The 26,198-nt window shown below is 28.0% G+C and carries 22 protein-coding genes and 1 other annotated feature; of the genes, 16 read left to right on the top strand and 6 right to left on the bottom strand.

The genetic code is table 11. The annotated features are described in order from the left end of the window. Positions 1–42: 42 nt before the first annotated feature. Positions 43–1,446, top strand: coding sequence for a peptidoglycan-binding domain-containing protein (locus ACYUEX_RS12770; protein ID WP_411169405.1), 1,404 nt, complete (start codon positions 43–45; stop codon positions 1,444–1,446). Between the two features lie 130 nt (positions 1,447–1,576). Beyond that, the gene (locus tag ACYUEX_RS12765; RefSeq protein WP_411169406.1) at positions 1,577–3,352 is read left to right on the top strand and encodes a heme NO-binding domain-containing protein; all 1,776 of its coding nucleotides are present in this window, start codon (positions 1,577–1,579) and stop codon (positions 3,350–3,352) included. A 59-nt stretch (positions 3,353–3,411) separates the two neighbouring features. On the opposite strand, the gene ACYUEX_RS12760 is transcribed toward ACYUEX_RS12765, so the two are convergent. Further along, a complete protein-coding gene (locus tag ACYUEX_RS12760; protein ID WP_411169407.1) occupies positions 3,412–4,470 on the bottom strand; it encodes a YkvI family membrane protein in 1,059 nt (352 codons plus the stop codon). Positions 4,471–4,605: 135 nt separating this feature from the next. On the opposite strand from ACYUEX_RS12760, the gene ACYUEX_RS12755 reads away from it, so the two are divergent. The 10 genes from ACYUEX_RS12755 to ACYUEX_RS12710 all read left to right on the top strand — a co-directional run bounded on the left by ACYUEX_RS12755 (position 4,606) and on the right by ACYUEX_RS12710 (position 15,943). Further along, a complete protein-coding gene (locus tag ACYUEX_RS12755; RefSeq protein ID WP_411170645.1) occupies positions 4,606–5,712 on the top strand; it encodes a hypothetical protein in 1,107 nt (368 codons plus the stop codon). Between the two features lie 82 nt (positions 5,713–5,794). After that, positions 5,795–6,718 carry a tRNA modification radical SAM protein MnmL/YtqA gene (gene mnmL, locus ACYUEX_RS12750; RefSeq protein ID WP_460288538.1) on the top strand — a complete coding sequence of 308 codons (924 nt, stop codon included), beginning with the start codon at positions 5,795–5,797 and terminating at the stop codon, positions 6,716–6,718. 53 nt (positions 6,719–6,771) lie between these two features. Beyond that, complete coding sequence (locus ACYUEX_RS12745) at positions 6,772–7,503, top strand: 2-phosphosulfolactate phosphatase family protein (RefSeq protein WP_460288537.1); 732 nt, start codon at positions 6,772–6,774, stop codon at positions 7,501–7,503. A gap of 580 nt (positions 7,504–8,083) precedes the next feature. Beyond that, the gene (locus tag ACYUEX_RS12740; protein WP_460288536.1) at positions 8,084–8,920 is read left to right on the top strand and encodes a CAP domain-containing protein; all 837 of its coding nucleotides are present in this window, start codon (positions 8,084–8,086) and stop codon (positions 8,918–8,920) included. 284 nt (positions 8,921–9,204) lie between these two features. After that, positions 9,205–9,924: a LytR/AlgR family response regulator transcription factor gene (locus tag ACYUEX_RS12735; protein WP_460288535.1), complete on the top strand. Its 720-nt coding sequence runs from the start codon at positions 9,205–9,207 to the stop codon at positions 9,922–9,924. 275 nt (positions 9,925–10,199) lie between these two features. Further along, positions 10,200–12,452, top strand: a complete 2,253-nt coding sequence (locus tag ACYUEX_RS12730; protein ID WP_460288534.1) for a peptidase domain-containing ABC transporter — start codon at positions 10,200–10,202, stop codon at positions 12,450–12,452. Beyond that, positions 12,439–12,936: a hypothetical protein gene (locus tag ACYUEX_RS12725; RefSeq protein WP_460288533.1), complete on the top strand. Its 498-nt coding sequence runs from the start codon at positions 12,439–12,441 to the stop codon at positions 12,934–12,936. The genes ACYUEX_RS12730 and ACYUEX_RS12725 overlap by 14 nt, the downstream gene beginning before the upstream one ends. Further along, positions 12,923–14,035 (top strand): HlyD family secretion protein, encoded by a 1,113-nt coding sequence (locus ACYUEX_RS12720; protein WP_460288532.1) that lies wholly within the window; start codon positions 12,923–12,925, stop codon positions 14,033–14,035. The genes ACYUEX_RS12725 and ACYUEX_RS12720 overlap by 14 nt, the downstream gene beginning before the upstream one ends. 139 nt (positions 14,036–14,174) lie before the next feature. Continuing rightward, positions 14,175–14,552 carry a hypothetical protein gene (locus tag ACYUEX_RS12715; RefSeq protein WP_460288531.1) on the top strand — a complete coding sequence of 126 codons (378 nt, stop codon included), beginning with the start codon at positions 14,175–14,177 and terminating at the stop codon, positions 14,550–14,552. A gap of 1,151 nt (positions 14,553–15,703) precedes the next feature. Then, positions 15,704–15,943 carry a hypothetical protein gene (locus tag ACYUEX_RS12710; protein ID WP_460288530.1) on the top strand — a complete coding sequence of 80 codons (240 nt, stop codon included), beginning with the start codon at positions 15,704–15,706 and terminating at the stop codon, positions 15,941–15,943. Between the two features lie 332 nt (positions 15,944–16,275). Here ACYUEX_RS12710 and ACYUEX_RS12705 read toward each other — a convergent pair whose 3' ends face one another. From ACYUEX_RS12705 to ACYUEX_RS12690, 4 genes are all read right to left on the bottom strand, one after another. After that, the gene (locus tag ACYUEX_RS12705) at positions 16,276–16,692 is read right to left on the bottom strand and encodes a zf-HC2 domain-containing protein (protein WP_460288529.1); all 417 of its coding nucleotides are present in this window, start codon (positions 16,690–16,692) and stop codon (positions 16,276–16,278) included. A gap of 19 nt (positions 16,693–16,711) precedes the next feature. Further along, on the bottom strand, positions 16,712–17,236 hold the full coding sequence (locus ACYUEX_RS12700) for a zf-HC2 domain-containing protein (protein ID WP_460288528.1): 525 nt from the start codon (positions 17,234–17,236) through the stop codon (positions 16,712–16,714). Beyond that, entirely contained in the window at positions 17,229–17,714 is a 486-nt protein-coding gene (locus tag ACYUEX_RS12695; protein WP_460288527.1) for an RNA polymerase sigma factor, read from the bottom strand. The genes ACYUEX_RS12700 and ACYUEX_RS12695 overlap by 8 nt, the downstream gene beginning before the upstream one ends. Positions 17,715–18,029: 315 nt before the next feature. Further along, positions 18,030–19,205 carry a class I SAM-dependent rRNA methyltransferase gene (locus tag ACYUEX_RS12690; RefSeq protein ID WP_460288526.1) on the bottom strand — a complete coding sequence of 392 codons (1,176 nt, stop codon included), beginning with the start codon at positions 19,203–19,205 and terminating at the stop codon, positions 18,030–18,032. A gap of 437 nt (positions 19,206–19,642) precedes the next feature. Between ACYUEX_RS12690 and ACYUEX_RS12685 the strand changes: the two genes are divergently transcribed. Both ACYUEX_RS12685 and ACYUEX_RS12680 read left to right on the top strand, forming a co-directional pair. Then, positions 19,643–20,341: a hypothetical protein gene (locus ACYUEX_RS12685; protein ID WP_460288525.1), complete on the top strand. Its 699-nt coding sequence runs from the start codon at positions 19,643–19,645 to the stop codon at positions 20,339–20,341. Positions 20,342–20,616: 275 nt separating this feature from the next. After that, the gene (locus ACYUEX_RS12680; protein WP_460288524.1) at positions 20,617–20,799 is read left to right on the top strand and encodes a hypothetical protein; all 183 of its coding nucleotides are present in this window, start codon (positions 20,617–20,619) and stop codon (positions 20,797–20,799) included. A gap of 83 nt (positions 20,800–20,882) precedes the next feature. Here the strand turns inward: ACYUEX_RS12680 and ACYUEX_RS12675 are convergent, their stop codons facing one another. Further along, positions 20,883–21,101 carry a (2Fe-2S)-binding protein gene (locus ACYUEX_RS12675; RefSeq protein ID WP_016206921.1) on the bottom strand — a complete coding sequence of 73 codons (219 nt, stop codon included), beginning with the start codon at positions 21,099–21,101 and terminating at the stop codon, positions 20,883–20,885. Positions 21,102–21,401: 300 nt separating this feature from the next. Next, positions 21,402–21,663 (top strand) — a binding site (T-box leader). 182 nt (positions 21,664–21,845) lie between these two features. Between ACYUEX_RS12675 and ileS the strand changes: the two genes are divergently transcribed. Both ileS and ACYUEX_RS12665 read left to right on the top strand, forming a co-directional pair. Further along, positions 21,846–24,956, top strand: a complete 3,111-nt coding sequence (gene ileS / locus ACYUEX_RS12670) for an isoleucine--tRNA ligase (protein WP_460288523.1) — start codon at positions 21,846–21,848, stop codon at positions 24,954–24,956. Between the two features lie 177 nt (positions 24,957–25,133). After that, positions 25,134–26,132 carry a LacI family DNA-binding transcriptional regulator gene (locus ACYUEX_RS12665; protein WP_460288522.1) on the top strand — a complete coding sequence of 333 codons (999 nt, stop codon included), beginning with the start codon at positions 25,134–25,136 and terminating at the stop codon, positions 26,130–26,132. The last annotated feature ends 66 nt before the right edge of the window (positions 26,133–26,198 follow it).

Genomic DNA, 26,198 nt, shown 5'->3' with positions numbered 1-26,198 from the left:
AGACATATATTAATTAAAGGAAAAATATTAAAGGAGTATTATATGGCTCAAGGCAGATTAAAGGTTCAATGTTTTGTTAATGAAACGTATATACCTGTTGACAATACAAAAATAACTGTAAGACCGTCAACAGGTGGCCCAAGTGCGCAAGTAATATCATTATCTACAAATTCTATGGGGGAGTCTCAAATTGTTGATTTAGAAGCGCCACCACTAGAATATTCTCAACAGCCAACAGGACAAGTTCCTTATAGTATGTATGATGTAAGAGTTGAGAGAGAAGGGTTTCAAAGTATTTTAATAAATAGGTGTCAGGTTTTCCCAGATGAACTAGCAATACAACAGTGTAATCTTATAGAATCCTCAGGAATATTAACTAGAATGGAAAATATAAATATACCACCAAATACAGCTAATACACCACAAAATCAACAAGGTGGGAATGTAAATGAAATAATAAATGTTGGGCCTAACACATTAAATGGCAATTACCCAGAGAAAATTCCTGAAGAGGAAGATAAGCCACTACCACCACCAACAAGCGGAGTAGTTTTACCAAAGCCGGTAGTTCCTGAATTTATAATTGTACATGCAGGAGGACCCAATAATACATCAGCACCAAACTATAGAGTTTTATATAAGGATTATATAAAGAATGTTGCATCTTGCGAAATTTATTCAACTTGGTCAGAAAATACAATTAGAGCAAATATATATGCCATAATTTCATTTACCTTAAATAGAATATATACAGAATGGTATAGAGGAAAAGGCAAAAACTTTGACATAACTAACTCAACAGCTTATGATCATGCATTTACTTATGGAAGAAATATATTTGAAAGTATAAGTGCAGTAGTAGATGATATTTTTGCCACTTATATAAGAAGAGTTGGAAGAAAGCAGCCTTTATTAGCTCAATATTGCGATGGGAAAAATGTACAATGTCCAGGGTGGATGACTCAGTGGGGAAGTAAGTATTTAGGCGATCAAGGAAAGGCTCCATTCGAAATATTAAAAAACTTTTATGGTAGTGATTTAGAGCTAGTAACAGCAGAGCAAGTTAAAGGAATTCCTAAATCATATCCTGGATATGATTTAATAGTAGGATCAGCAGGGCCAGAAGTTAGAAGTATACAAGAATATTTAAATAGAATAGCTCAGAACTATCCATTAATTCCAAAAGTAGCACAAGATGGTGTGTATGGAACTAGCACTGCAGAAGCTGTTAAAGTATTTCAGGGAGTTTTCAATTTACCTCAAACAGGTATAGTTGATTATGCAACTTGGTATAAGATATCAGATGTTTATGTAGGAGTAACAAGAATAGCAGAACTAAGAGGTAGTGCTGAAACTGTACAAAGAATATTTATACCACCTAGGTCCTTTGACAATTACTATGATTCTACAGTTCCTAAATTTAATTATATAGATGATATACTATAATACAGATGGATTGGAAATTTTCCAATCCATCTATATTTTCTATGTTAATAGATATATAATATATGTGGCTATCTATATAAGTTATATTTTTTAGTATAAATATTAAAATTCAAAATAGGGGGAATAAAATATGAAAGGTACAGTTGTATCTACATGGATAAGAACTTGTAGAGATTTGTACGGAAATGAAGTTATAAACAAAAGCTTAAAATCAGTAAATTGGTCAGAAGACATAGTCTTTACACCTCTTGAAGATGTAGATGATAATCATATATTTAAGCTTATACAAATAATAGCAAACAATGTAAACACTTCAGTTAATGATTTGTGGCAAGTAATTGGAGAAAATAATTTAAATAAATTTGCAGAGGACTATCCAGTATTCTTTAAAAGAGTAAACTTATTTAAGTTTTTAAATTCCCTTAACTTTATACACTCAATAATAATGAAAAAAATAAAAGGTGCAAAGCCTCCTAAAATGGTTTTAGAGCCAATTTCAGAAGATAGTATTCATTTTACTTATAGATCTGAAAGAGAGTTATTTGATTATTTTTTAGGACTATTAAAGGGAAGTGCTAAGTATTTTGGTGAAAAAATAGAAATAAAAGAGGTAGAAAGAAAAAAAGGAGAATTAAAGGTACATATAAAATTTGAAAATACTATCCAGTATAGTAAGAAGTATATGCTAAGCAGAAGTTTATCTGTTGTAGGTTTGAGAAGCTTAGAATTAAAGATTTCAATACCTATATTTCTAATTATGACTTTAGTAGGGATACCTCTTGCAGGATTAACTAAGGGTTTGATAATTGGGGGAGTATCTGGGGTTATATCAGCTTTTATAACTTATATGACAATTAAGCCTTTAAATGACATAGTAGAAAATATAGAGAATAATAATTTTGAAGCGATAGATAAAAATATTTCTACTAATGATAAACTTGAGAAAATATACTTAGGGATATCAAAGCTTAAGGATAATATAGGTAAAGATTCAACATCTGCTAACCTTGCAATAAATGAATTAGCAGTGTTTACTCAGGCTATGTATAATACAACAGAAAAAATGAGAGAAACAACAGAAGAAATATCTAGCTACTCGGAACAAGTTTCTCAGCTTGCAACACAACAAGAAATAAGCACAGAAGTTCTTGTAAAACAAATAAATGAAAATATATTAGCATTAAAAGAACTTGTAAAGTCTGAAGATAGAAATAAAAATGAACTTGATAAGTCAGTAGAAAAAATTAATCAAAGTCATACTAATGTAGATAAATCAAGTGAGGCAATAAAAGAATCATTAAAATCATTTATGGATGTAAAAGAAAAAGGTAGAAATCTTCAAGATAAAGCTCAGGATATTACTAATATAGTATCATTAGTTTCAGGGATTTCTGAACAAACTAATCTTTTGGCACTAAATGCATCTATAGAAGCTGCGAGAGCTGGAGAACAAGGAAGAGGATTTGCAGTTGTTGCAGAAGAAGTTAGAAAGCTAGCTGAGCAATCTCAACAAGCAGTTAAGGATATTAATAGTAATTTATCATTCTTTGCAGGAGAAATAAATTCATTAGTTAAAAGTATAGAAAGTCAATACACTGTATTAGAGCTAGAAACAACTAATTTAGAAAATGTAAGAAATATAAGTTCAGAAGCAAATGACTTAATTGAAGTTGTGTCAAATGAAACTAATAAATCAATAGCTCAATTAAATAGTGAAGTTCAATCTGTGGAAGAAATGTTTAAAACAATAGATTCATTAGCAGCTATTGCAGCAGAAAATGCTGCATCATCACAACAAGTTAATCAGGATATAGAAGAATTTACTAGAAATATTCAAGATATGATAGAAACTCTTCAAAAGGTTAAAGCTGTTGGAGAAAATTTTGTAAATGATGTAAATTCTTAATTTATGTATAAAGATACCCCTATTGTAATATTTCAATAGGGGTATTTTTATAAGAAGAATTAATTTAACTCTTCTTTATGTTTAAAATAAAAGTAAATTGTTTGACCTATGAAAACTAGGCTAAGCAATCCAAAAAGAGGATATAGTGATCCGATAAGTTTTGAAAATCCTATTCTGGATATAGGCAGAGCTATAATAAGAACTATGAAAATTGCTTTTTTAAATTCTATATGAAAGTTATTGTCGAGAGTCTTACTTATAGAATAAACATCAGAAACTTCAGTTGAAAACATCTCTAGCCAAATTACAATCAACAATAATGCCTGTATTATATTTCCAAAACGTTGTGCTACAAATAATAAAGGTATTTCATATTGATGTATATAAGGTTGATTTATCATTAGCAAGAAGTTTATTGCAAAACTCAATAGAGCCAATCCTATTGCACCTAATGCAACACCATAAAACATAGTTTTAGGCTTTCCAACTTGGTTACTTAAAGGTACTAATACACCTAAGCAGCAAAGAGTGTTATATCCTGCATACAATGTTGTTGATAAGGCTATACCTGTTTTTTTGGGTTCAAATTTAGTTAAAAATTCTAATGACATCATATCTTTACAAAACATAAAGTACAGTATGGTTATTGTAGTAATAGTTATTACTAGAGTTGGAACTATAAATGAGTTTACCTCAATTAAACCATCAGTATCTTTTAAAAGGAAGAACACAGCTAAGACTATCATTATAATAGAACCGATTATTTTAGGAACTCCGAAAAATTGATTTATTAAAGCACCACTACCTGCCAAGATTATTGATGCACTGGATATAAGATATAATGTTGTGATTATACCTGTGATTTTACCAAGAATATTTGGACTAACTACTTTTATTACATCACCATAAGAGTTTAGTTTATACTTAATACTAATTTTTGAAACTATAGAACCCATAATTATATAAAATATACCACAGGCTATAACTCCTATAAAACTTGATATTCCGTAAGATGTAAAAAACTCTTTAATTTCTTGTCCAGAAGCTAGTCCAGCACCAACAATTGTTCCAATAAAAACAACTGCTATCTGAAAAATTTTAGAAAGTTCACGTTTCATTTTTATATCCCCCTATATTCTCTCTATTAACAAATATATATATGTTAAATTACTTTTATTCTTTAAAAATGAATAAGGTATATATTCTTAGGGAAAATAAGCTTAAGGAATATATATTAGGAGGTAATAAAAGTGATGAGAAGAAAGTTAACAATATGCTTTTTATTAATAATTATGAGTTTTTATTTATTATCTGCATGTACAAAAAAAGAAAATAATAGAGAAGCTAAGATAGATTTATTTAGCCCTAAAACTGCAGTTGATGTTGCAGAAACCTATTTAAATTTTGTTAAGGAAAATAATATGGATATGGCAAATAGCTTATGTACAGATAGTTTATTAAGCAGAAATAAGGAAATAACTACTGGAACATCAAGAATTGTATCTTATGAACCAGATAACTTAATAGAATCAACAGGATCAGCATATGCTACATTTAATGTTGTTAGAAATTCACCAACAGAGGCAAAGTGTGATTTAGATAATTATGCTATAAAAGTAGTTAAAGTGGGTAATGAATATAAAATTGATGAAATTAAATCAATGAATAAAAAACAAGTTTTTGTTAGAAATAACTCCTTAAGGATTATAGGTGAAGAAGGAGGAAAGAGTGATTTAATATTAAATTTAAATAACTTGCCTAAAGATGTGTATATAAAGGAAAATAGAATAATGTTATATAAAGAAAAAGCACCAGTAGAAGCTTTTGGACCTATATCAGTGGGATATAAAGGTCAAAAGGTAGCGTTATCAACAATAGGAAATAACAAAACATTTTTATCAATTGCATATATAGAAGAAAGTAAAGCAACTCAAGCAGCTCAACCATCTCAGGCAGATCAAGGAAGTAGTAAAGCTGGAGGAGCAGATGCAAGTAAATCAATAGAAGAAGTATTAGATAAACCTATAGTAAAGAAGGTTGTTCCTTTAGATATATTAGATAATGCAATAGTAAAAAATTTAGTTTTTTCAAAAGAAGAAGGATATTTAATAGTAGAATATTTAAATTCTAATAAATTAAATAGAATAAATATATATAATAGCGCTCAAGGAGATCTTGTTAAAATAAAATTTAATGAAATGTTTCCAGAAGACAAGTATAATGTAGAATTAAAGAGCTTCGATAAAAATACTATTACAGTTAAAGTTAGTGGCAAAGAGGGCAGAAATGATATAAACAGTGATGTTACAGGCGAATATAAGGTAAATATGGAAGCAGAGGAAGTTAAAAAAAATATTTAAAAGACTTAACATATAAAAATATTGTAGTAGAATAAAAGTACAACTTAAATAAAGTGGTACTTTTATTTTTTTAGGAGGAAGCATGAAAGAATGGAATGGAAAAAGATATCATAGTTTAAACTATTATCTTAGAAATAAATTTAATGAAAAAGTATATAAAATATCTTTAGATGGAGGGTTTACATGTCCAAATAGAGACGGAAAGGTCGCAAAAGGAGGATGCACATTTTGCAGTGCAAGAGGATCTGGGGATTTTGCGGGTAGTAGAACATTATCTATAACAAAGCAATTTGAAGATAGAAAAGATATGATGGAGAAAAAATGGAAAGATGGAAAACTAATTGCATATTTTCAAGCCTACACTAATACCTATGCTCCAGTAGAAGAACTTAGGAGAAAGTATAGGGAAGCTTTAGAGCAAAAAAATGTAGTAGCTATATCAATAGCAACAAGGCCAGATTGTATTGATGATGATGTTTTAGACTTCTTAACAGAATTAAATAAAGAAACATATTTAATAGTTGAGCTGGGGCTTCAAACAATAAATGATGAAACGGCGAGAGATTTTAATAGAGGATATGATTTTGAAGTTTTTGATAATACATTAAAAAGACTATTGGAAAGAAACATTGAAGTAGTAGCTCACACTATATTTGGACTACCAGGTGAAACAGAAGAAGATATGTTAAAAACTGTTGATTATATAGCGCACTCAGGGGCAACGGGAATAAAGTTCCACTTACTTCACTTAATGGAAGGAACAAAAATGGTTGAACAATACGAAAGTGGAGAATTAAAGTTGTTAACTCAAGAAGAGTATATAGACCTAGTATGCAAAGGAGTTGCTATGATACCAGAAGATATGGTGGTACATAGATTAACAGGTGATGCTCCAAGAGAGTTATTAATAGGACCTATGTGGAGTTTAAAAAAGTGGGAAGTTTTAAATGCTATAGATAAAGCATTAGAAGATAATGATATATGGCAAGGTAAGAATTTTAAGTAGAGAAAATATAAACAATATATAGGGTGAGTTATAAAAGTTAGGGGGAAGTACTTATGAATATAGATGTTATTATATCTGCAGACCATATTAAAGGGGAGTATTTAAATAATAAGATAGTTGTAGTAATTGATATGCTAAGAGCAACTTCTGTTATTATAACAGCATTAGCAAATAAAGCAAAAAGAGTTATTCCAATGTTAACTGTAGAAGAAGCCTTTGAAAAGCAAAAAGAGCTTTTAGAAAAAGGAATAGATCCTTTGCTAGGGGGAGAAAGAAAAGCTGTAAAAATAGATGGCTTTGATTTCACAAATTCACCATTAGAGTATACTGAAGAGAATGTAAAAGAAAAAAATATAATATTAAGTACCACTAATGGAACAAGAGCAATTAATTTAAGTTTGAAAGCAAGAAAGATACTTATAGGTGCAATGATAAATGCAGAGGCTGTTGCTAACTCGTTAAGTAAAGAAGACACAGATATAGTTCTTATAAATTCAGGTACAAATGGAGAGTTTTCAATGGATGACTTTATATGTTCAGGATATATAATAAGTTTACTATGTAAAAAACATACTTATAACTTATCAGATATATCTAAAACAGCGAAGTATATATATGAAAGCAATACTAATATATTAGATTATATAAAGGATGCAAGACACTACAATATATTAAAAGAGTTGAATCTAGAAAAGGATTTAGAATATTGTTGTAGAAAAAGCATTATAGATATTGTTCCTAATGTTAATAAAAACACTGGATTTATAGAAATAATATGTAATTGATAATAAATTTCAAATAATTACTTTTTTACTATTGACAATAATATAAAAAGGTTATATTATAATACTAGATTGATAATCAATATCAATTAACGGAATAAATATATTATTATTAGCTCCACACTTTTAATAATATAAACTATATACAAACAAATTTAACTCCTATAATTATAGAATTTATTTCAATAAAAGATGACTAATTATGATGATTAGTCATCTTTTATTTTTTTAATCTGCTATAAATCATAAAAGCAATAAAAATATTCTGGTAATTATATCTAGGGAGAAATATGAAAATTATAGCGATGTTAATGAATAGGATGCATTTTATTATAAAAATACACACATTGTAATCCTTGTGATATCAATAGTTTAAATAATATCTATTTAATAAAAATTATATAAAAAAATAAATTAAATTTTATGAAAATGTTTTATGGGAAAAAAATCAATTACAATAAGACAATTACTATTGATAGAACATTATTCAATAAATAGAAACTAACTCATATTTAGAAGCTATAGGTCATATGTTAGTATAGTTTCGACAGATGAATTACAAATCTGAAGGGGGAATTTACAAATGATAAAATCAAAATTAATAATGTTATTAGCATCAACAGGATTATCAATTGCTTTAGGGGTAGGAAGTTTCTTTATGCCTTCCAAAACTAATGTAACTAATAATGATGGTGTAAAGATTCAATCTAACAGTGAAGCTTCATCTGAAAAGAAAGAAACAAAAAATGAAGAAGCTAAAAAACCAACAGAAACAGCTAATAATGCTGTAGCTTCAGAAAATAAGGCTTCAACTGAATCAAATACTAATGCAAATAATGAATCTTTAAATAATAACAAAGAAACAAATGTACAAGCTGATAAGTCAGGCGGAAATAATCAATCTGGTGAAAACTGCTATACAGATGGACAAAATACTCAAGGACAAAATCCAGTAGAAACTCCATCTCAAGGTGGTGGACAAGCACCTGCTGAAAAACCAAGTACTTCTGACAGTAGCTATATAGCGGAAATTGAACAAGCTATTTTCCAAAGAGTAAACCAAGAAAGAGCAGCAGCAGGACTTCCAGCATTAAGCTACAATGGAACTATGGAAAGTTATGCAAGAATTAAATCAAAAGATATGGGAGACAGAGGATACTTTGATCATAAAGACCCAGAAGGTAGATTAATAACAGAAAAAATGAAGGCTGATGGAGTATCATACAGAGCTTGGGGAGAAAACATTGCCTATATCCAAGGTGTAAATGGTAATTCAACTTTGGCAACACAATTTATGGACAACTGGATGAACTCTCCAGGACATAGAGCAAACATACTTTCATCAAACTTTAGTAGCATAGGGGTTGGAGTCTATAAAATAGGGAACACTTACTATGCAACACAAGAGTTCTATAAATAATTAGAATAGTAAATAATCTAAAACTAGTTAAAAAATAACCACTGAAAATAAAACTCTCACAGAAACTTACAAGTAGTAAAAAGCTATTATTTCTCATAGATATATGGGAGATAATAGCTTTTTTATTATAACATTGTTAGTTTTTATAACGAAATATTAATGAATAAGAAATGAAATATACGATTAATAGATTTATAAATATTAATTTTGTATAATTGTTAATAAATTGACAACAGAAAAGATTTATATTAAAATGTGTAATTATTGGTAAAACGGGAGGAATAATGCTTAAAATTTATATTTGCGAAGAGAATAAGGAACATAGAGATAAGTTAAAAGAAATGGTGAATAATATAATTTTAATAGAAGATTATGATATGAAATTAGAAATGGAAACAGATAATCCTAGTGAATTAATAGATAGTATAAAAGATAATAAAGAAAGTGGTATTTATCTTTTAGATATTAATCTGAATAGTGATACTAATGGAATAATGCTTGCAAATGAAATAAGAAAATATGATCCAAGAGGATTTATAATATTTATAACTGCACATCCAGAATTAATGTATTTAACGTTCTTTTATAAAATTGAAGCTATGGATTATATTATTAAGGGAGATTATGAAATTATTAGAAAGAGCATTAAGGATTGCTTAGAAAATGCTTATAATAAGTATATAACAAAATCTACACATCTACAAAAAGCGTTTTTGATTAAATTTAAAGATAAAACAATTAGAGTTAACTATGATAAAATATTATTTTTTGAAACATCTAAAGCAGTGCATAAAATAGTGATTCATTGTAAAAGCAGAAAAATTGAGTTTTACGGAAAAATGAAAGAGATACAAGAATCTTTAGATGATAGATTTTGTAGGTGTCATACATCATATATAGTAAATAAGGATAATATAGACTACATAAACAAAGCAGATAGAATAATTCATATGATTAATGGAGATAAGTGTTTAGTATCAATAAGGTGTTTAAAACTATTATAATAAACTAAAAATTAATTATGTAAATATTAAAAGCTAGAAGCATAAAAAAATGAGTGTTTCTAGCTTTTTTTGTAAAATAACTAAAAATATAAATGACTTTTATATACAAATTTTATATAAAAAGTGAATTTCATGACAAAAGATAATGCGAATTTTATAAAAAAATAAGTTTGTTTTACTAATATGAGATAATTTGTAAACGTATAGTAGAATACTATTATAGAGATTAAAGAAAATGGTTATTGGAAATCCAGCGTTAAGGAGAATTTACGTTTATGAGAGGTAAAAATTATTTAGTTAGACAACATGATATAACAGATTGTGCAGCTGCGTGTCTAGCTACAGCTTGCATGTATTATAAAAAAGAAATAACTATAACTAAACTAAGAGATATACTTGGTACTGATATAAAAGGGACAACATTAGCTGGATTAGAAAATGGAGCTAAAAAATTAGGTTTTGATACTAGAGCGATTAGAGTTGATAAGGAAGGCTTTAAAGGTAAATATACACTTCCAGCAATTGCTCATATTATCACAAAAGAAGGATTAAGCCATTTTGTTATAGTGCATAAAGTTAAAAAAGAAGAAGTAATAATATTAGACCCTGCAAAGGGAAGAGAAAAAAAGAATATAGATGAATTTTTTAAAATCTTTGATGGAGTCTTACTGTTATTAATTCCAAACAATGAATTTAACCCTGGTAAGATAAAGGGACAAGGAATTTTATCTAATTTTATTCAATTATTAACTCCTCAAAAATCACTTTTTATATATAGCATAATAGTTTCTGTAATACTTACAGTTTTAGGAATAGCGTCTGCATTTTTCAATAAAATACTTATGGATGAAATATTACCATATAATTTGAAAAATCAGTTAAATATATTCGTTATAGGATTCTTAGTTTTAGGAATAACTCAAATAGGATTAGGAGCAATAAGGCAACATATGCTTTTATACCTATCTCAAAAAATAGATATCCCATTATTATTAGGATACTTTAAACACGTATATAAACTTCCTATGAAATTTTTCGGAGCAAGAAAGGTTGGAGATATTCTTACTAGATTTAGCGATGCATTTACAATAAAAAATATACTAACATCAGTATCATTATCTTTAATAATGGATATTGTACTAGCAACTGTTTCTGCATCCATACTTTATGTAATGAATGAAAAATTATTTATAGTTATTTTAGTATTAACAATAATAAGCGCTGCATTAATTTATATTTTTAAAGCTCCTTACAAAAAGATTAACTTAGAACAAATGGAGGCAGGAGCTAGGCTAAATAGCCATATTATAGAAAGCTTAAAGGGCATAGAAACTATAAAGGTTCATGCAGCAGAGGAAAAAAGTATTGAAAAATTAGAAGTAGAGTATATTAAAAATTTAAAAATTGCCTTTAAAGAAGGAGTTTTATCAAATATTCAAGGATCAATATCAGGAGCAGTATCAACAATAGGAAATTTAGTTCTTATGTACATAGGAGCTAGAATGATTATGAATGGAGATATTACCTTAGGTAGTCTTATGGCATTTTCAACTCTTTCAGGATATTTTATGGATCCAATTGGAAGACTTATAGGACTTCAATTAAGTATCCAAGAAGCTAGTATTTCATTAAAGAGAATTTCAGAAATATACGAAGTTGAAAAAGAACAAGATGATAATGAGGTTGAAAAAATAAAATTAGAAAAAATAGATGGAGATATAGAATTAAATAATATTACTTTTAGATATGGAAGTAGATCTCCAGTATTAAAAGATATAAGTATAAAAATACCTAAAGGCAAAAAGGTAGCATTAGTTGGAGAATCAGGAAGTGGTAAAACTACTATTTCTAAGCTTTTATTAAAGTACTATACTCCTGAAGAAGGAAAAATAAATGTTAATGGATACAATATAGAAGAATTAGATTTATATAACTTAAGAGAAAATATTTCATATGTTCCTCAAAATGTAGAGTTATTTTCAGGTTCTATTAAAGAAAATATAACTTTAGGAAAAGTTAATGCAAGCTATGAAGAAATTAAAGCAGCCTGCGAAAATGCAGGGTGTAGAGAATTTATTGAAAAGTTACCTGGAAAATATGGAACCTTCTTAGAAGAAGCTGGGGGAGGACTTTCCGGTGGAGAAAAGCAAAGAATTGCACTAGCAAGGGCATTAATCAAAAAGCCAAGCTTCTTAATATTAGATGAAGCTACAAGTAACTTAGACTTTATAAGTGAAGCTAAAATATTCGATACTTTATTTAAAAAAGGTAAAAGTATAACAATGTTAATGATAGCCCATAGACTTTCAACTATAAGAAGCTGTGACATAATTTATGTTATGGATAAAGGAACAGTAGTTGAGGCAGGAGACCATGAAAGTTTATTAAAGAAAAAAGGTTATTATTATAAGCTTTATATAAGTCAAGTAGGTTCTTTAGAAGAAAAGGAAATAATATTTAAAGATAATTTAGATACAGAAGCAAAAGAAATAGAAGTAGAGGATGGTGAAGAGTATGAATATAATTGAAAAAATAGTTTTAAGAGAAAATAAAACCTTAAAACTTAATAATGTATTAATTAGGGAAGTAAGTGAAAATGAATTAATTGATATAAATCAAATTACTTATATGCTGGATAGCTATATAAAATCAAAAGGTAATTCTACTCTTGGACCAATGATAAATTATTCATCAGTGGAAGTAGATGAAAATGGACAAGCAAAAGTAATAATAAAGCTAATGGTTCAATTAAAAAATCCAATTCATAATATAGAAAAACCTTATGAATTACAATCACAGTTAAGAGTAAATAATTGTTTGTTTGCTAGGTTTACTGAAAAGGAAGAAAACTTACAGTTTGCTTATAAAAAGTTAGGAGTATATGCCTTTGAAAATAATATTAAGTTAAAGGGTGATTCCTATACGGTTTTTGTAAAAAAAGAAGAAGAAAATATAGTAGCTGATGTATTTATGGAATGTATGAAAGGTGGAGAATTACTTGAAAGTATATAAGCTAAATGAAATTACTGATAGTAAGATACTTTACGATAGAAAGCCTCCAGCCTTTATGAATTATATTATTTTGATAGTTACAGCGTTAATTATAGCAGGGCTATTTTGGGCAGATAAATCTGTTAAAACATATATGGTAAAAGGACAAGGGTTAGTAGTTTCAGAAAACAAATCTCATATTATGACTAAAGGAGCAGGAGAAATAAAAGATGTTTTTATAAGTGAAGGTACTGAGATAAAAGAAGGAGATGTATTATTTACAACTAATGGAGTTGAGTCAGACCTTCAATTAGAGCAAATAAATGCACAAATAGATACCTTTAGCAGGAGAATTGAGTTGTTAAAAAAGGCTGAAGAAAATGCAACAAATGGAACAAATTATTTTGATAGATATAGTGATGTAGAAAGTGAATTTTATAATAAATTAACTGCAGCTTATATAGCTAGAAAAGAATTTAATATAGATAAGGAATCTTTAAAAAAACAAGGGATTGAAGATAAGCAAATTGAAGAATATGCTAAAACACAAAAAAACAAAGCTGATGAACATTATTATAAGACTATCTCAGAATTTACAAATGAAAAAAATCAATATGAAGTAGAACTTTCAAAGCTAATTGCACAAAAAGAAGCTTTAGAAAAAGGAAAAGATCAGTACCAAGTAGTTGCACAAAAAAGTGGAACAGTACATTTAAATACACCATTAACAACTGGTATGGTGCTCCAAGGTGGGGCATTAATAGGTACAATAACAAGCAAAGAAGAAGAACTAATAGTAGAAACAATGTTACCATCTAGTGATAGACCAAGAATACATGTAGGTGATGAAGTTTCTTTAGCAGTAGGAGGATTACTTCAGTCTGAATATGGAACAATACCAGGAAGAGTAATAAGTATAGATGAGGATGCTACCATAGATAATGAAAAAGGAAATATATTTTTTAAAGTTAAAGTTAAACCAGATAAAACATATTTAGAAGACTCTAAAGGAGAAAAAGTTAACTTGAGCATAGGTATGGTAACAGAAACAAGGGTTAAGTATGAAAAAATAACTTATATGAAATATATTTTAGAACTTATAGGAATTAAATTTAGTTAATTACTTTGCATTAAAAGAAATTTGAATTAAAGTGAAGATTAATAAGTATAGCGCGCACAGGTTATATAAGTACTTTTTAAAACTTTGCATAGATTCAACATTCTTTTAAAATATATATAAATACAAGGAGAGAATAAAAATGAGTACATTTGTTTTAAAAAGAGAATATGCATTACAAATGCCAAAAAACTATGTAGAAATTGATAGAGAGGAAATGGAATATGTTGATGGAGGAGCTGAAAAAATAAATTATTGGTGGGGATACGCTATCAACCTATCGGCAAAGGAATGTAGTGCTACAGCAGATTTATTAGAAGCTAATATAGTTGGAGCGGCTGGAACTGGTGCATTGGCAACTGCGATTGGAGGACCATTAGCATGGGCAGTAGATGTTGCAGCAATTATCTATGGATTAGGTGTTGCATACACCATTGCACAATTAAGAGCATGTGCAAATTTGGAGAGGGGAGCTACGTTATCAAAAACTATGGTAGGTTATAGTGTAAACCCATGGTAATTTAATAGAAAATACCAAATAATACATAATATGTTATTTGGTATATAAATGTATTGGAAAGGAAAATCCAAGTTTATTTATTAAAATTAATGGATTTTAGGTAGAAGTTTACCGTGAGAAACTTGCTTTATAAAAGACCGTTATTAAGCTCAATATGTATCAATTTGATTTTTTTGTTAGTATGTATATTACTAATTAAATATGATTTGATTATTTTATTTGAAATAGCCATTTTTATAATTTGGGGAGATATAAATAGAAAAATATTAATCAATCAAAGAGGTGTGAGCAAGAAAAATACAATATTTATAATTGTTAATGTGATTATTACCATACTTATAGTATTAGTTTATAATTACTATACAATAATTACTAGAGCCATTAATACAATATAAATATTATTGTTAATAGAAAAGAAAGTATAGCTAAAATTTTATCAGTAATATGTCCTCCTAACCATAAATAGATGGTGGTAGGAGGACATACATACATAGACGTCAAGCTTAGCAGGTCTAAACTTTGACTTATGTTATAATTTTAGGGAAATAGAAAGGAAAATGACACAATATTATTTATTGTAGACATATAAATTTATATATAGGGGTTTTGAGAAATTTAAGTAAAATAAGATTAATATAAAAAACATATGAAATTAGGAAAAAGAAGACTCATGGAATTGATATAAAAGACTATTTAGGGGGAGTTATGAAGAAAAAGATAAAAAGTATAATATATTTAAATATACTTTGTTATTTAAATAACTTTGCATACATATTAATAAGTTCTAATATAAAAATTTAAGGTTATATTGCTCTTTGGGTATTATCACCATTTGTTTTCTTAACAGTAACATCAGTTTTAATAGAGACCAAATATCATAAAGAGCATTTGTATATAAAAAAACATGCAATAGTTGATTTTATTATAAGATTTGCTGGTTGTTTTGTGGCTTTTGCAGAATTTAAATTAAGCTTTAAATTAAAAATTATTTTAACAATAATATTATTTATAATAAATAATATTATTGAAATAATAATGTTAAATAAGAAAGATAATATACCTTATGAAAAAAATTACCAAGAAAACAAAAATATAAGGTTAATAAATCTAATGCAGGAAAGTCTCAGTCAATCGGAGTTGGTACATTTATTATGATGGCTGCTTTCATAGGAATGGTAAATGCAGAATATTATATAGAAAAAAATATAAGAAAGAAATTATTTCTTAAAAATATAATACCTTTTGGGTTTAGTGTAGTATTTTTTATATTACAAAAATTATTATTAAAAGGAGATGGTTTTGATACTTTAAGTATTTTTTTAATAATAATATCTATGCTACCATCTATAGAAACTACAAGAGATATTGCTACGGATTATCTAAATAAATAAAAATGATATTTATTTTTACAGGATTAGTATCATAAAAGGAGTGCTAATCTTTTTTTTATTTATAAAAAATTCTCAGGTTACGCTAAAGTTTATTTAGTAAGCTTTATAATAGAAAAGAGTTACAAATTTAAAAAAGATAAACTTATAAAAATATCAAGATAATTTTCAAAATACTCCATAGAGCATTGTTTTTATTCATAGCATATTTCTGTATTTTACTTATAATATAAAAGTTCAAATAGATACTAAAATCCATAGTTAACTATATTATTGATTAAGGAAATTAGTGAGTTTAAAAATATATAACTACACATAATAAAAATTAAGATTAACTATTTTTTCTTTGTTTTCTTGTAGTTTAAAATACTTACTATTGCACCGAATAATGACAATAAATATTTTATAATTACCACTACTATAATCATCAAATATAATGCTAATGTAAAGAAAGCCTCATCAATATTTGGTTCACTATTAAATATTGCTAGTATAAAAGCAACACAACTAAGAATAATACATATAAGTAAAATATTCTTACATTTTTTATGTATTCCTTTTAAATAATCGAATTCTCTTTCTTTAACAGGAGCTACCTCAAGTAGTGAATTCATACTCTCAAATTCTTTTTTACAGCTAACACATTTATCAAGATGTGTATCTATTAATTCTTTACTTTCATTACTAATGATTCCTTCAATATAATTTGGCAATAAATCTTGAATAATATTGCATGAAATATTTTCCTTCATAATTATACCTCCTTATTGATTAATAACCTCTAATAATCACGAAAAAGTGCCATAATAGTAATAATATTTCAACTAGAATCCATATTCCTAAAAGTAAAATGATTACATTTGGCCAAAAAGAGCTATCCTTTTTATTAATTATTTGTTTCCATATTATAGAAACAAATAGTCCTAGTAAAGGTAAAAAATACATTCCGATATATAAAACTATTAATGAGAAAAATTCAAAAATTGTTGGGTTATTGTAAATTGACTCGCGATGAAAGCAAAACATAGCTAAACTTATTAATAGAATACTTGATATAACAACTGTAATAAATGAAGCCGCTATTCTTTTTTTAAATCTTATTATTGAAGATGCTTCATTAACAACTATTTTATTTTTCTTTTCTGTAATTTCATAAAATTTTTTATATTCATTTAGGCAGAGTTGACACTCACTTAAATGCTTTTTTACATATATATTGGTTTCTTCACTTGCAATTCCATCTAAATATATAGGTAATAAGTCTTTTACTACATTACATGATAAATCATTATTCATTTTGAACCCTCCTAATAACTTTTGATTTTCCTCTAAAAAAAATAACTCGAGCCCAATTCTCTGTTTTGTTGAGAATTTCACCAATTTCTCTGAAACTCAAATCTCCTGTAAGTCTAAGATACATAACCTCTCTAGTAACATTATCTAGAGATTGTATTATTTTATAGATCTCTTTTTTATTTTCAGAGGAAATAACTAATTCTTCTGTGGAATAGTGATTAAATTCTATATTGTCATTAAGCTCTGTTGTTTTACTTTTATTTTTTTTATCAAATTCCTGATACAAAACATGTTTGGCTATCTGACAAAGCCAAACTGAAATTTTACATTTTCCATTATATTTATTAAGAGATTTTATTGCTCTTAAAAAGGTCTCTTGAGTTAATTCTTCTGATAAATCAGCATCATGTACATAGCTATATAAGAAACGATACACCGTTTTTACATTCTCTCTATAAATCTCCTCTATACTCAGCACTATTTCACCTCCCACAATATATATCCGATTTTTATTAATTTCGTTACAAAAAAATGTTTTTAGCTGTATATTAATGGTATTTCAATTATACTTATTCATTTGATGTTTATCAATTTTAACTTAATAAGGAAGATGATGGAGTGTGTGATTCTAAGATAATTTTTTAGATAATGAAAATAACTCCTTATTAGTAATAACTAAAATATAAATTATTACTAATAAGGAGCTATTATTTTAAAAGATACCTTCAATTATAAGTTGATATCTATCAGTTGTAGTATAAATACAATATTATCTAAAGTAATAGAAAATAAGTTAAATTACTTGGAATATAAAGAACTTCAAGTAATATGATTCATCTGAATTCCAAAGTATTGGATGGTCAGCAGACTGAGTTCTAATTTCTACTTGTCTTAATGTTCTTCTAGCATCATGTGCTGCTTCTAGAACTGTCTTTTTAAGTTGTTCTTCACTCATATAATGTGAACATGAGCAAGTTGCAAAGTATCCACCTGATTTAACCATTTTTAAGCCTCTAAGATTTATTTCCTTGTAGCCTCTAATAGCAGATTTAATTGTATTTCTTGATTTTGTAAATGCTGGTGGATCTAATATAACTACATCAAATTGTTTACCTTCTCTTGACCATTCTCCAAGGACATCGAAGGCATTATGACATTCAAACTTAACGGTATCTTGTAGGTTATTAAGTTCAGCATTTCTTCTTGCGCAATCGACTGCATGTTGGGATACATCTATACCAAGAACTGACTTAGCTCCAGCAATACCAGCATTTAAAGCAAAGGAACCTGTGTGAGTAAAGCAATCTAAAACCTCTTTATCTTTACAGATTCTATGCATAGCAGCTCTATTTTCTTTTTGGTCTAAGAAGAAACCTGTTTTTTGTCCGTTTTCTAAATCAACTATGTATTTAACTCCATTTTCTACTATTTGAATATTTGTATCAAATGTCTCTGTTAAGAAGCCTTTAGTTTGTTCAAGGCCTTCGATTTCTCTTGTTTTAATATCACTTCTTTCATAAACACCTTTAGCACCATATTCATCAACTAAAATTTTTACTACTATATCTCTATATTGATCCATTCCTAAAGTAGAAATTTGAATTACATAATAATCTTCAAATTTATCTACAGTAAGACCAGGTAAAAAATCAGCTTCTCCAAAAATAAATCTACAAGATGATGTGTCTATAACTGTTTTTCTATATTTAAAGGCATTGTAGAATCTCTTTTTAAAAAATTCCTCATCTATTTCTTCATTAATATCATTAGTCATTATTCTTATAGTTATTTTACTTCTATCATTTATATAACCTTTGCCAATGAAGAATCCTTTATGGTTATATACTTCAACTATATCTCCATTTTTATAATCTCCATCATATTCATTTATTTCATCAACATATATCCAAGGTCTTCCTTGCTCAGCTCTTTTATTTTTTCCTTTATGTAAATAGAATTTACTTGCCATTAAATTAGCTCCTTTCAGATTAATTCTTATAAGATTATAACATATATATAATTAAAGAAATATTATAAAGTTTAATATAATGATTTTATATAAATTGATAAGCAATAGTGTGAGATTAAACTAGGTTATCAATTTAAGAAGGACTTATTCGGTGATATTAATAATAACTGTAGTATAATATTAACAATAATAAATACCATGAAATTAAAAAATATAAATATTTAACCAAAATGGTTATAAAGTTATAATAAAGTATTATATTTATTTTTATGAATATTAAATATAAATTCAAATTTAAAAGTAATATAAGTACATTTTAGGTTTAATTTGGTAGAATTATTTGATACAATATACATATAAAAGTTTCTATGTAAAAGGGTAAAAACTACAATTTATATTTATATGAAAATAATCAAATGGTGATTAGGAGAATGAGTATGGAATCAAAAAGACTTAAAGCAACCATGGCAAAATTGTTAGCAATAGCAGTAATTGGGGGTATAGGAATAGGTTATAAGGCTTTTTCTGATAATAGAGTAGAGGAAAAGTTAGCTCTAAGTGCTAAAACTTCCGAAGAAGCTAAAAAGGCTGAGGAAGATAAAAAACTTGAAGAAACAAAAAAAGAAGAGGAAATAAAAAAACTTGAAGATGAAAAAAAGGCAGAAGAAGCAAGAGTAGCTGAAGAGGCAAAAAAAACAGAGGAGACCAAGAAAGCTGAAGAAGAAGCACAGCAAGCTGAGCAAAAGGTTAATTCACAAGTTCAAACTTTAAATAAGAAAATAAGAGGATTTGCTGACTTAAAGAATGGAGATAAATTTTATAGATACCCATCTGATCCACTATATAATAAATTATCTAACTTTGGAAGCTATGAAGAATTTGCAACGGAGGCACAAGCAGAGGCAGCAGGTTATCAACTAGCACCAAAAAACACTAGCGTTGCACAAAATGATAAAACTCAAGTAGTAACATCTAATAGTCCAGTTAGGGGATATGAGGATGAAAAATTAGGTGGAAAATTCTACGTGTTTCCAAGAGATAAGGTGTATGACATTATGGGGGCTGAAGGTTATGTACAATTTAACAATGAACAAGAAGCTATAAATGCGGGATATAAGCCAAGGCCTGCACGATAATAAAGGAAAGTGCTATACATATCGAATAATAAAATTCAATATGATACAGCACTTTTTTTCTGATAAGCTTTGATTTTAATATTCCTTTATTAGATTGTTTAAATAATCTAATAATTAATTTTTTAAATTATATTTTTCTTTTTTATCAAGGTTAGTTTTCTTTAATAATATATATATATATTAAACTCATTCATAAATTTATGCCCCTAAGTATGAATATTAAATATAAACACAAATATAATTATAGTATAAAGCAATTATTTGGGGAGATATATATGATATTTAAGGCAATTGTTATACCAACTCCAAGAAGAATAAGAAAGTATGTGGAAAATACAATAGATAAATTAACTTGTGAAAGTATAACAAAGGATAATTATAAAAATAAAGAATTAGAACATATTGATATAAGTAAAGATACTTTTAAGAATTGTGGATTATCCATTAGAATTTTCTAAGAAATAAAAAACCACCTGATTTCATAACAGGTGGTTTTAGGGGAGATATAATCTATATGCTAATATAGTTTGGGGGAACTATATTAGTTATTTTCCAGATGTTTATCAATCAAATTTTGGATTGTAGGGGTACATCTGTAGCCTCTGCATCCACCTGTACAAGCTCCTGTTGCCTTAGAAACTTGTTCTACAGTATGGGCTCCGGCTTTGATTGCATCTTTTATTTTGGATCTTGGTATTGCCTTGCAAGTACAAACTTTAGTAATCTTATCAAGGACTTGTTCGTTTAAGTTATTTTCCATCTAGTTTTCCTCCTAATATTAATAAGAATTTTACTAAGGAAAATAAAGGGGATAAAAAATAAATTTAATGTTTATTCTTTATGTTTATATTATATATCCGCTTTTATAGGAAGTCAATACTAATTGATAAAAATTATTAGTTAATTTTTAATATCTAAACAAATAGTTATATTATTATTTTGTGAAAAATAATATAAAATATTCTTCAATATAATCTTTTATATTATTTTACTTTGTAGTAGAATATAATTATTATTAACATAATGATTATATTTATATTATTTATTATTTATTAAATATTTAAAAGCTATGATTAGGAGAAGTACTTAGTTAGATACTTTAAGAGAGTGACTGGTTGGTGTAAAGTCATAGAGAAGACTAATGAAAATCACCTAGGAGTTTGAGGCTGAAAGGTTATAAATTACTGATTAAGTTTTTCACGTTAGCCTGCGTTAAAGGATAGAGTATGATTGTACTCGAAATAAAGAGTTTCCAAATATGAATTATATTTATGGGGAACCTCTAACCTTAGGTGGTATAGCGAATTATCTTCGTCCTATTGGGCGAAGTTTTTTTTATATATTTAAATAGTTATATTACCTATTAACAACTAGGTTGTGAATAATTAACTATCTATAGTTAATAATCTAAGATATAACTTAAGAATAGTTCATATTATTTAAGTAAAACCTTAAAGCTTTAGTAGCTTTTAATATAAATTAATCAACAGAAGGGAGTTTATATATGTACAAAAAGGTTGAATTACCAAAGGGGTTTGTTGGTATGGAAAAAGAAGTAGCAGACCTTTGGAAAGAAAATAATGTTATCAAAAAGAATTTTGATATGAATCAAGATGGAGAATATTTCACATTTTATGATGGTCCTCCAACAGCAAATGGAAGACCTCACGTAGGACACATTTTAACAAGGGTTATGAAGGATATAATCCCAAGATATAAGGTAATGAAGGGATATAAGGTTATAAGAAAAGCTGGTTGGGATACTCATGGACTTCCAGTTGAACTTGAAATAGAAAAGAAGCTTGGTATTTCAGGAAAAGATCAAATTGAAGATTATGGTGTGGAAAAATTTGTAACAGAATGTAAAGAGTCAGTTTTTACTTACGTTAATATGTGGGAAAAAATGACTGAACAAATTGGATACTGGGTTGATATGGAAGATCCATATGTTACTTATCATAATCCATATATTGAATCAGTGTGGTGGGCTTTAAGTCAAATGTGGAACAAAGGACTTCTATATAAAGGTCATAAGGTTATGCCTTATTGCCCAAGATGTGGAACAGGTCTTTCATCACATGAAGTATCACAAGGATATAAAGATGTTAAGGACTTAACTGCAATAGCTAAGTTTAAAGTTGTAGGAGAAGAAAATAAGTATATACTAGCTTGGACAACAACTCCATGGACACTTCCATCAAATTTAGCATTATGCATAAATCAATCATACACTTATGTTGAAGCTAAAGTTAATGATGAAATATTAGTAGTAGCTAAAGATTTAGCAGCAAAAGTATTAGGTGAAGATTTTGAAATAATAAAAGAATTTAAGGGTACAGAATTACTTGGAACTAAATATGAGCAATTACTTCCATTTGGAAAAGTTGAAGGTAAGGCATTTGAAGTAATTCATGGTGATTACGTAACATTATCAGATGGTACTGGTATAGTTCATATAGCTCCGGCTTATGGTGAAGACGATAGTTTAGTTGCAAAGAAAAATGGAATTGCTTTTATAAACTTAGTTGATGCTAGTGGTAACTTTGTTGAAGAAGTAACTCCTTGGGCTGGTAAGTTTGTTAAGAAGTGTGATGAAAGTATAGTTAAATACTTAGAAGAGCGTAATCAGTTATTTAAAGCAGAAAAGCATACTCACTCATATCCACATTGTTGGAGATGTGATACACCACTTCTTTACTATCCAAGAGAGAGCTGGTTTGTTGCAATGACAACTTTAAGAGATAAGCTTTTAGAAAATAATAATAAGGTTAATTGGTATCCAGATAACATAAGAACAGGTAGATTTGGTAAGTTCTTAGAAAATGTTATTGACTGGGGTATTTCAAGAGATAGATACTGGGGAACTCCACTTCCTATTTGGGAATGTGAATGTGGCCATAAGGAATGTATAGGAAGCATAGAAGATTTAAAGAAAAAAGGAATTAATGTTCCAGAAGATATAGAACTTCACAAGCCATATATAGACAATATACATTTAAAATGTTCTAAGTGTAATAAAGAGATGACTAGAACAGCTGAAGTTATTGACTGTTGGTTTGATTCAGGTTCAATGCCGTTTGCACAATTACATTATCCATTTGAGAATAAGGAATTATTTGAGAAGAACTTCCCAGCTCAATTTATATCAGAAGCTGTTGACCAAACAAGAGGATGGTTCTATACATTATTAGCTATTTCAACAGCTATATTTGATACTAATCCTTTTGAAAATTGTATAGTTTTAGGTCACGTTCTAGATAAGAAGGGCTTAAAGATGTCTAAGTCAAAGGGAAATGTTGTAGATCCATTTGAAGTATTAGATGCTCAAGGTGCAGATGCAACTAGATGGCATTTCTATACTGCAAGTGCTCCATGGCTTCCAACTAGATTCTCAGTAGATGATGTTTCAGAAGCTCAAAGAAAATTCTTAAGTACATTATGGAATGTATATTCATTCTATGTGTTATATGCTGAGTTAGATCAATTTAATCCATTAAAATATTCTGATTTTGAATCAGAAAATGTAATGGATAAATGGATAATGTCTAAGCTTAATACTTTAATTAAAGATGTAGATGATAACTTAAATTCATACCAAATAACTCCAGCTGCGTTAGCTATCGAAGAGTTTACTGATGAATTATCTAATTGGTATGTAAGAAGAAATAGAGCTAGATATTGGTCAGAAGAATTAACTGATGATAAAATTGGTGCTTATGTAACATTATATAGAGTATTAACTACATTAGTTAAAGTTACATCTCCATTTGTACCATTTATATCAGAAGAGATTTATCAAAACCTAGTAGTTAACTTAGATGAAAATGCTACAGAAAGTGTTCACTTATGTACATGGCCAGAAGTTAAAGAAAATGCTATTGATAAAAATTTAGAAGAAGAAATGAATTTAGCTTACACAATAGTTAAACTTGGAAGAAGTGCTAGAAATGGATCTAATATTAAGAATAGACAGCCACTTTCAAAGATGCTATTATCAACAGATGCTATTCCAGAATATTATGGTGATATTATAAAAGATGAACTTAACATAAAGGCAGTAGAGTTTGGAGCAGATCTTTCACAATATGTTAACTTTGAAATTAAGCCTAACTTACCTGTATTAGGAAGAGCTTATGGAAAGCTTATTCCAGGAATAAGAAAAGAAATAGCTTCAAGAAATCAAATGGAGCTTGCTCAAAAGCTTCAAAATGGTGGAACTGAAACTATAGTAGTAGATGGAACGGAAATAGTTTTAAATAGTGAAAGTGTTTTAGTAACAATGCAAGGACTAGAAGGATATGCTTTTGCTGGTGAAGGTCAAATTGGGGTTGTTCTTGACACAACTATTACAGAAGAACTTAAAGAAGAAGGTCATTTAAGAGAAATAATATCTAAGGTTCAAAATATGAGAAAAGAAAAAGGTTTTGAAGTATCAGATAAGATAAAACTATATATATCAGGAAATGATATGTTATTAGAAGTTGCTAATAAGTATTCTGATATAATTAAAAGAGAAACATTAACGCAAGAGATTATGATAGATGCAGAAGTTGATTATATTGAAACTGTTATAAATGGAGAAAAGCTAAATATGACAGTTGAGGTATTAGGATAAATTATAAAATAGATTAAAAAGTTAGAAGTTTTGGTTAAACTTCTAACTTTTTGACTATATTATAATAAATTTTTATAAAGAAAATCCTTGAATGTTGTATTAATTACCGTTAAAGAGTATAATATATAGTTAGAATAGGGATAAAAGACTATAAAATAAAAATGGAGTGATGTTGGTATGGCTACTTCTATAAAAGATGTTGCTAGAGAAGCGGGTGTTTCTATTGCTACTGTTTCTAGAGTTCTAAATGACATAGATGTTGTAAACGAGGACACAAAAAAGAAGGTTTTAGATGCAATAAAAAAGCTAGGATATAGACCTAATATAGTAGCAAGAAGCTTAAAAACGCAAAAGACAAAAACAGTAGGAATTTTAGTTCCTGATATTTCAAGTGGTTTTTACCCAGAAATAGTTAGAGGAGCTGAAGATGTTGCAAATATTTATGATTACAATGTAATATTATGCAACTCTGATTTTGATGACGAAAAGGAAAAAGAATATTTAAGAGTCCTTAAAGAAAAGATGGTTGATGGAGTTATATATATGAGTTCATCACTACAAGAAGAAACTTTGGATATAATAAATGAGTTAGATTTAACTACAGTTTTAGTTGAAACTAAAGATAAGGAAGAAAGTTTACCTAGCGTAACAATAGATAACGTAAAAGCTATGCAAGAAGCTACAAGCTATCTTATTGATAAAGGTTTAAAAAACATAGCATTTGCAGGAGCTAAAAAAGGTAGTATGAACGCTTGGGGAGATAGATACATAGGTTATGAAAATGCCTTAAATGATAGAGGTATTAAATTAGATGATAATCTAGTGTACACAAAAAACTTAAAGGTTGGTACTGGATACGAAGCAGTTGAAAAATTCGAAAATAGCAAAAAGGAATATAGTGCAGTAGTTTGCGCTTCAGACGAAATTGCTATGGGAGTAATAAATGCATTAAGAGAACGTGGTAAAAAAGTTCCAGAAGATGTAAGCGTTATAGGATTTAATGATAACGCAGTTTCCTCAGTATTTTATCCAAAGATAACAACAATAAAGCAACCTAGTTATGATATGGGATCAGTAGCTATGAGAATGCTTATAAAAATGTTGAATAAAAAGGAACTAGATGAATCACAATTTATTCTTGATTATGAATTAGTTGAAAGAGAAAGTTGTAAATAAAAATAAGATAAAAATGTAGTGGTCTTACCACTACATTTTTATTTTTTTAAATCATATATTGCCAGG

Source organism: Clostridium sp. CTA-7, from assembly GCF_054768095.1.
This window is presented reverse-complemented; position numbering and strand designations above follow the sequence as displayed.

What these genes read in the sequence shown, in the direction of transcription:
- ACYUEX_RS12770 (WP_411169405.1), top strand. Translation starts at nt 43, where the DNA reads ATGGCTCAAGGCAGATTAAAGGTTCAATGTTTTGTTAATGAAACGTAT.
- ACYUEX_RS12765 (WP_411169406.1), top strand. Translation starts at nt 1,577, where the DNA reads ATGAAAGGTACAGTTGTATCTACATGGATAAGAACTTGTAGAGATTTG.
- ACYUEX_RS12760 (WP_411169407.1), bottom strand. Translation starts at nt 4,470, where the DNA reads ATGAAACGTGAACTTTCTAAAATTTTTCAGATAGCAGTTGTTTTTATT.
- ACYUEX_RS12755 (WP_411170645.1), top strand. Translation starts at nt 4,606, where the DNA reads ATGAGAAGAAAGTTAACAATATGCTTTTTATTAATAATTATGAGTTTT.
- mnmL (WP_460288538.1), top strand. Translation starts at nt 5,795, where the DNA reads ATGAAAGAATGGAATGGAAAAAGATATCATAGTTTAAACTATTATCTT.
- ACYUEX_RS12745 (WP_460288537.1), top strand. Translation starts at nt 6,772, where the DNA reads ATGAATATAGATGTTATTATATCTGCAGACCATATTAAAGGGGAGTAT.
- ACYUEX_RS12740 (WP_460288536.1), top strand. Translation starts at nt 8,084, where the DNA reads ATGATAAAATCAAAATTAATAATGTTATTAGCATCAACAGGATTATCA.
- ACYUEX_RS12735 (WP_460288535.1), top strand. Translation starts at nt 9,205, where the DNA reads ATGCTTAAAATTTATATTTGCGAAGAGAATAAGGAACATAGAGATAAG.
- ACYUEX_RS12730 (WP_460288534.1), top strand. Translation starts at nt 10,200, where the DNA reads ATGAGAGGTAAAAATTATTTAGTTAGACAACATGATATAACAGATTGT.
- ACYUEX_RS12725 (WP_460288533.1), top strand. Translation starts at nt 12,439, where the DNA reads ATGAATATAATTGAAAAAATAGTTTTAAGAGAAAATAAAACCTTAAAA.
- ACYUEX_RS12715 (WP_460288531.1), top strand. Translation starts at nt 14,175, where the DNA reads ATGAGTACATTTGTTTTAAAAAGAGAATATGCATTACAAATGCCAAAA.
- ACYUEX_RS12710 (WP_460288530.1), top strand. Translation starts at nt 15,704, where the DNA reads ATGATGGCTGCTTTCATAGGAATGGTAAATGCAGAATATTATATAGAA.
- ACYUEX_RS12705 (WP_460288529.1), bottom strand. Translation starts at nt 16,692, where the DNA reads ATGAAGGAAAATATTTCATGCAATATTATTCAAGATTTATTGCCAAAT.
- ACYUEX_RS12700 (WP_460288528.1), bottom strand. Translation starts at nt 17,236, where the DNA reads ATGAATAATGATTTATCATGTAATGTAGTAAAAGACTTATTACCTATA.
- ACYUEX_RS12690 (WP_460288526.1), bottom strand. Translation starts at nt 19,205, where the DNA reads ATGGCAAGTAAATTCTATTTACATAAAGGAAAAAATAAAAGAGCTGAG.
- ACYUEX_RS12685 (WP_460288525.1), top strand. Translation starts at nt 19,643, where the DNA reads ATGGAATCAAAAAGACTTAAAGCAACCATGGCAAAATTGTTAGCAATA.
- ACYUEX_RS12680 (WP_460288524.1), top strand. Translation starts at nt 20,617, where the DNA reads ATGATATTTAAGGCAATTGTTATACCAACTCCAAGAAGAATAAGAAAG.
- ACYUEX_RS12675 (WP_016206921.1), bottom strand. Translation starts at nt 21,101, where the DNA reads ATGGAAAATAACTTAAACGAACAAGTCCTTGATAAGATTACTAAAGTT.
- ileS (WP_460288523.1), top strand. Translation starts at nt 21,846, where the DNA reads ATGTACAAAAAGGTTGAATTACCAAAGGGGTTTGTTGGTATGGAAAAA.
- ACYUEX_RS12665 (WP_460288522.1), top strand. Translation starts at nt 25,134, where the DNA reads ATGGCTACTTCTATAAAAGATGTTGCTAGAGAAGCGGGTGTTTCTATT.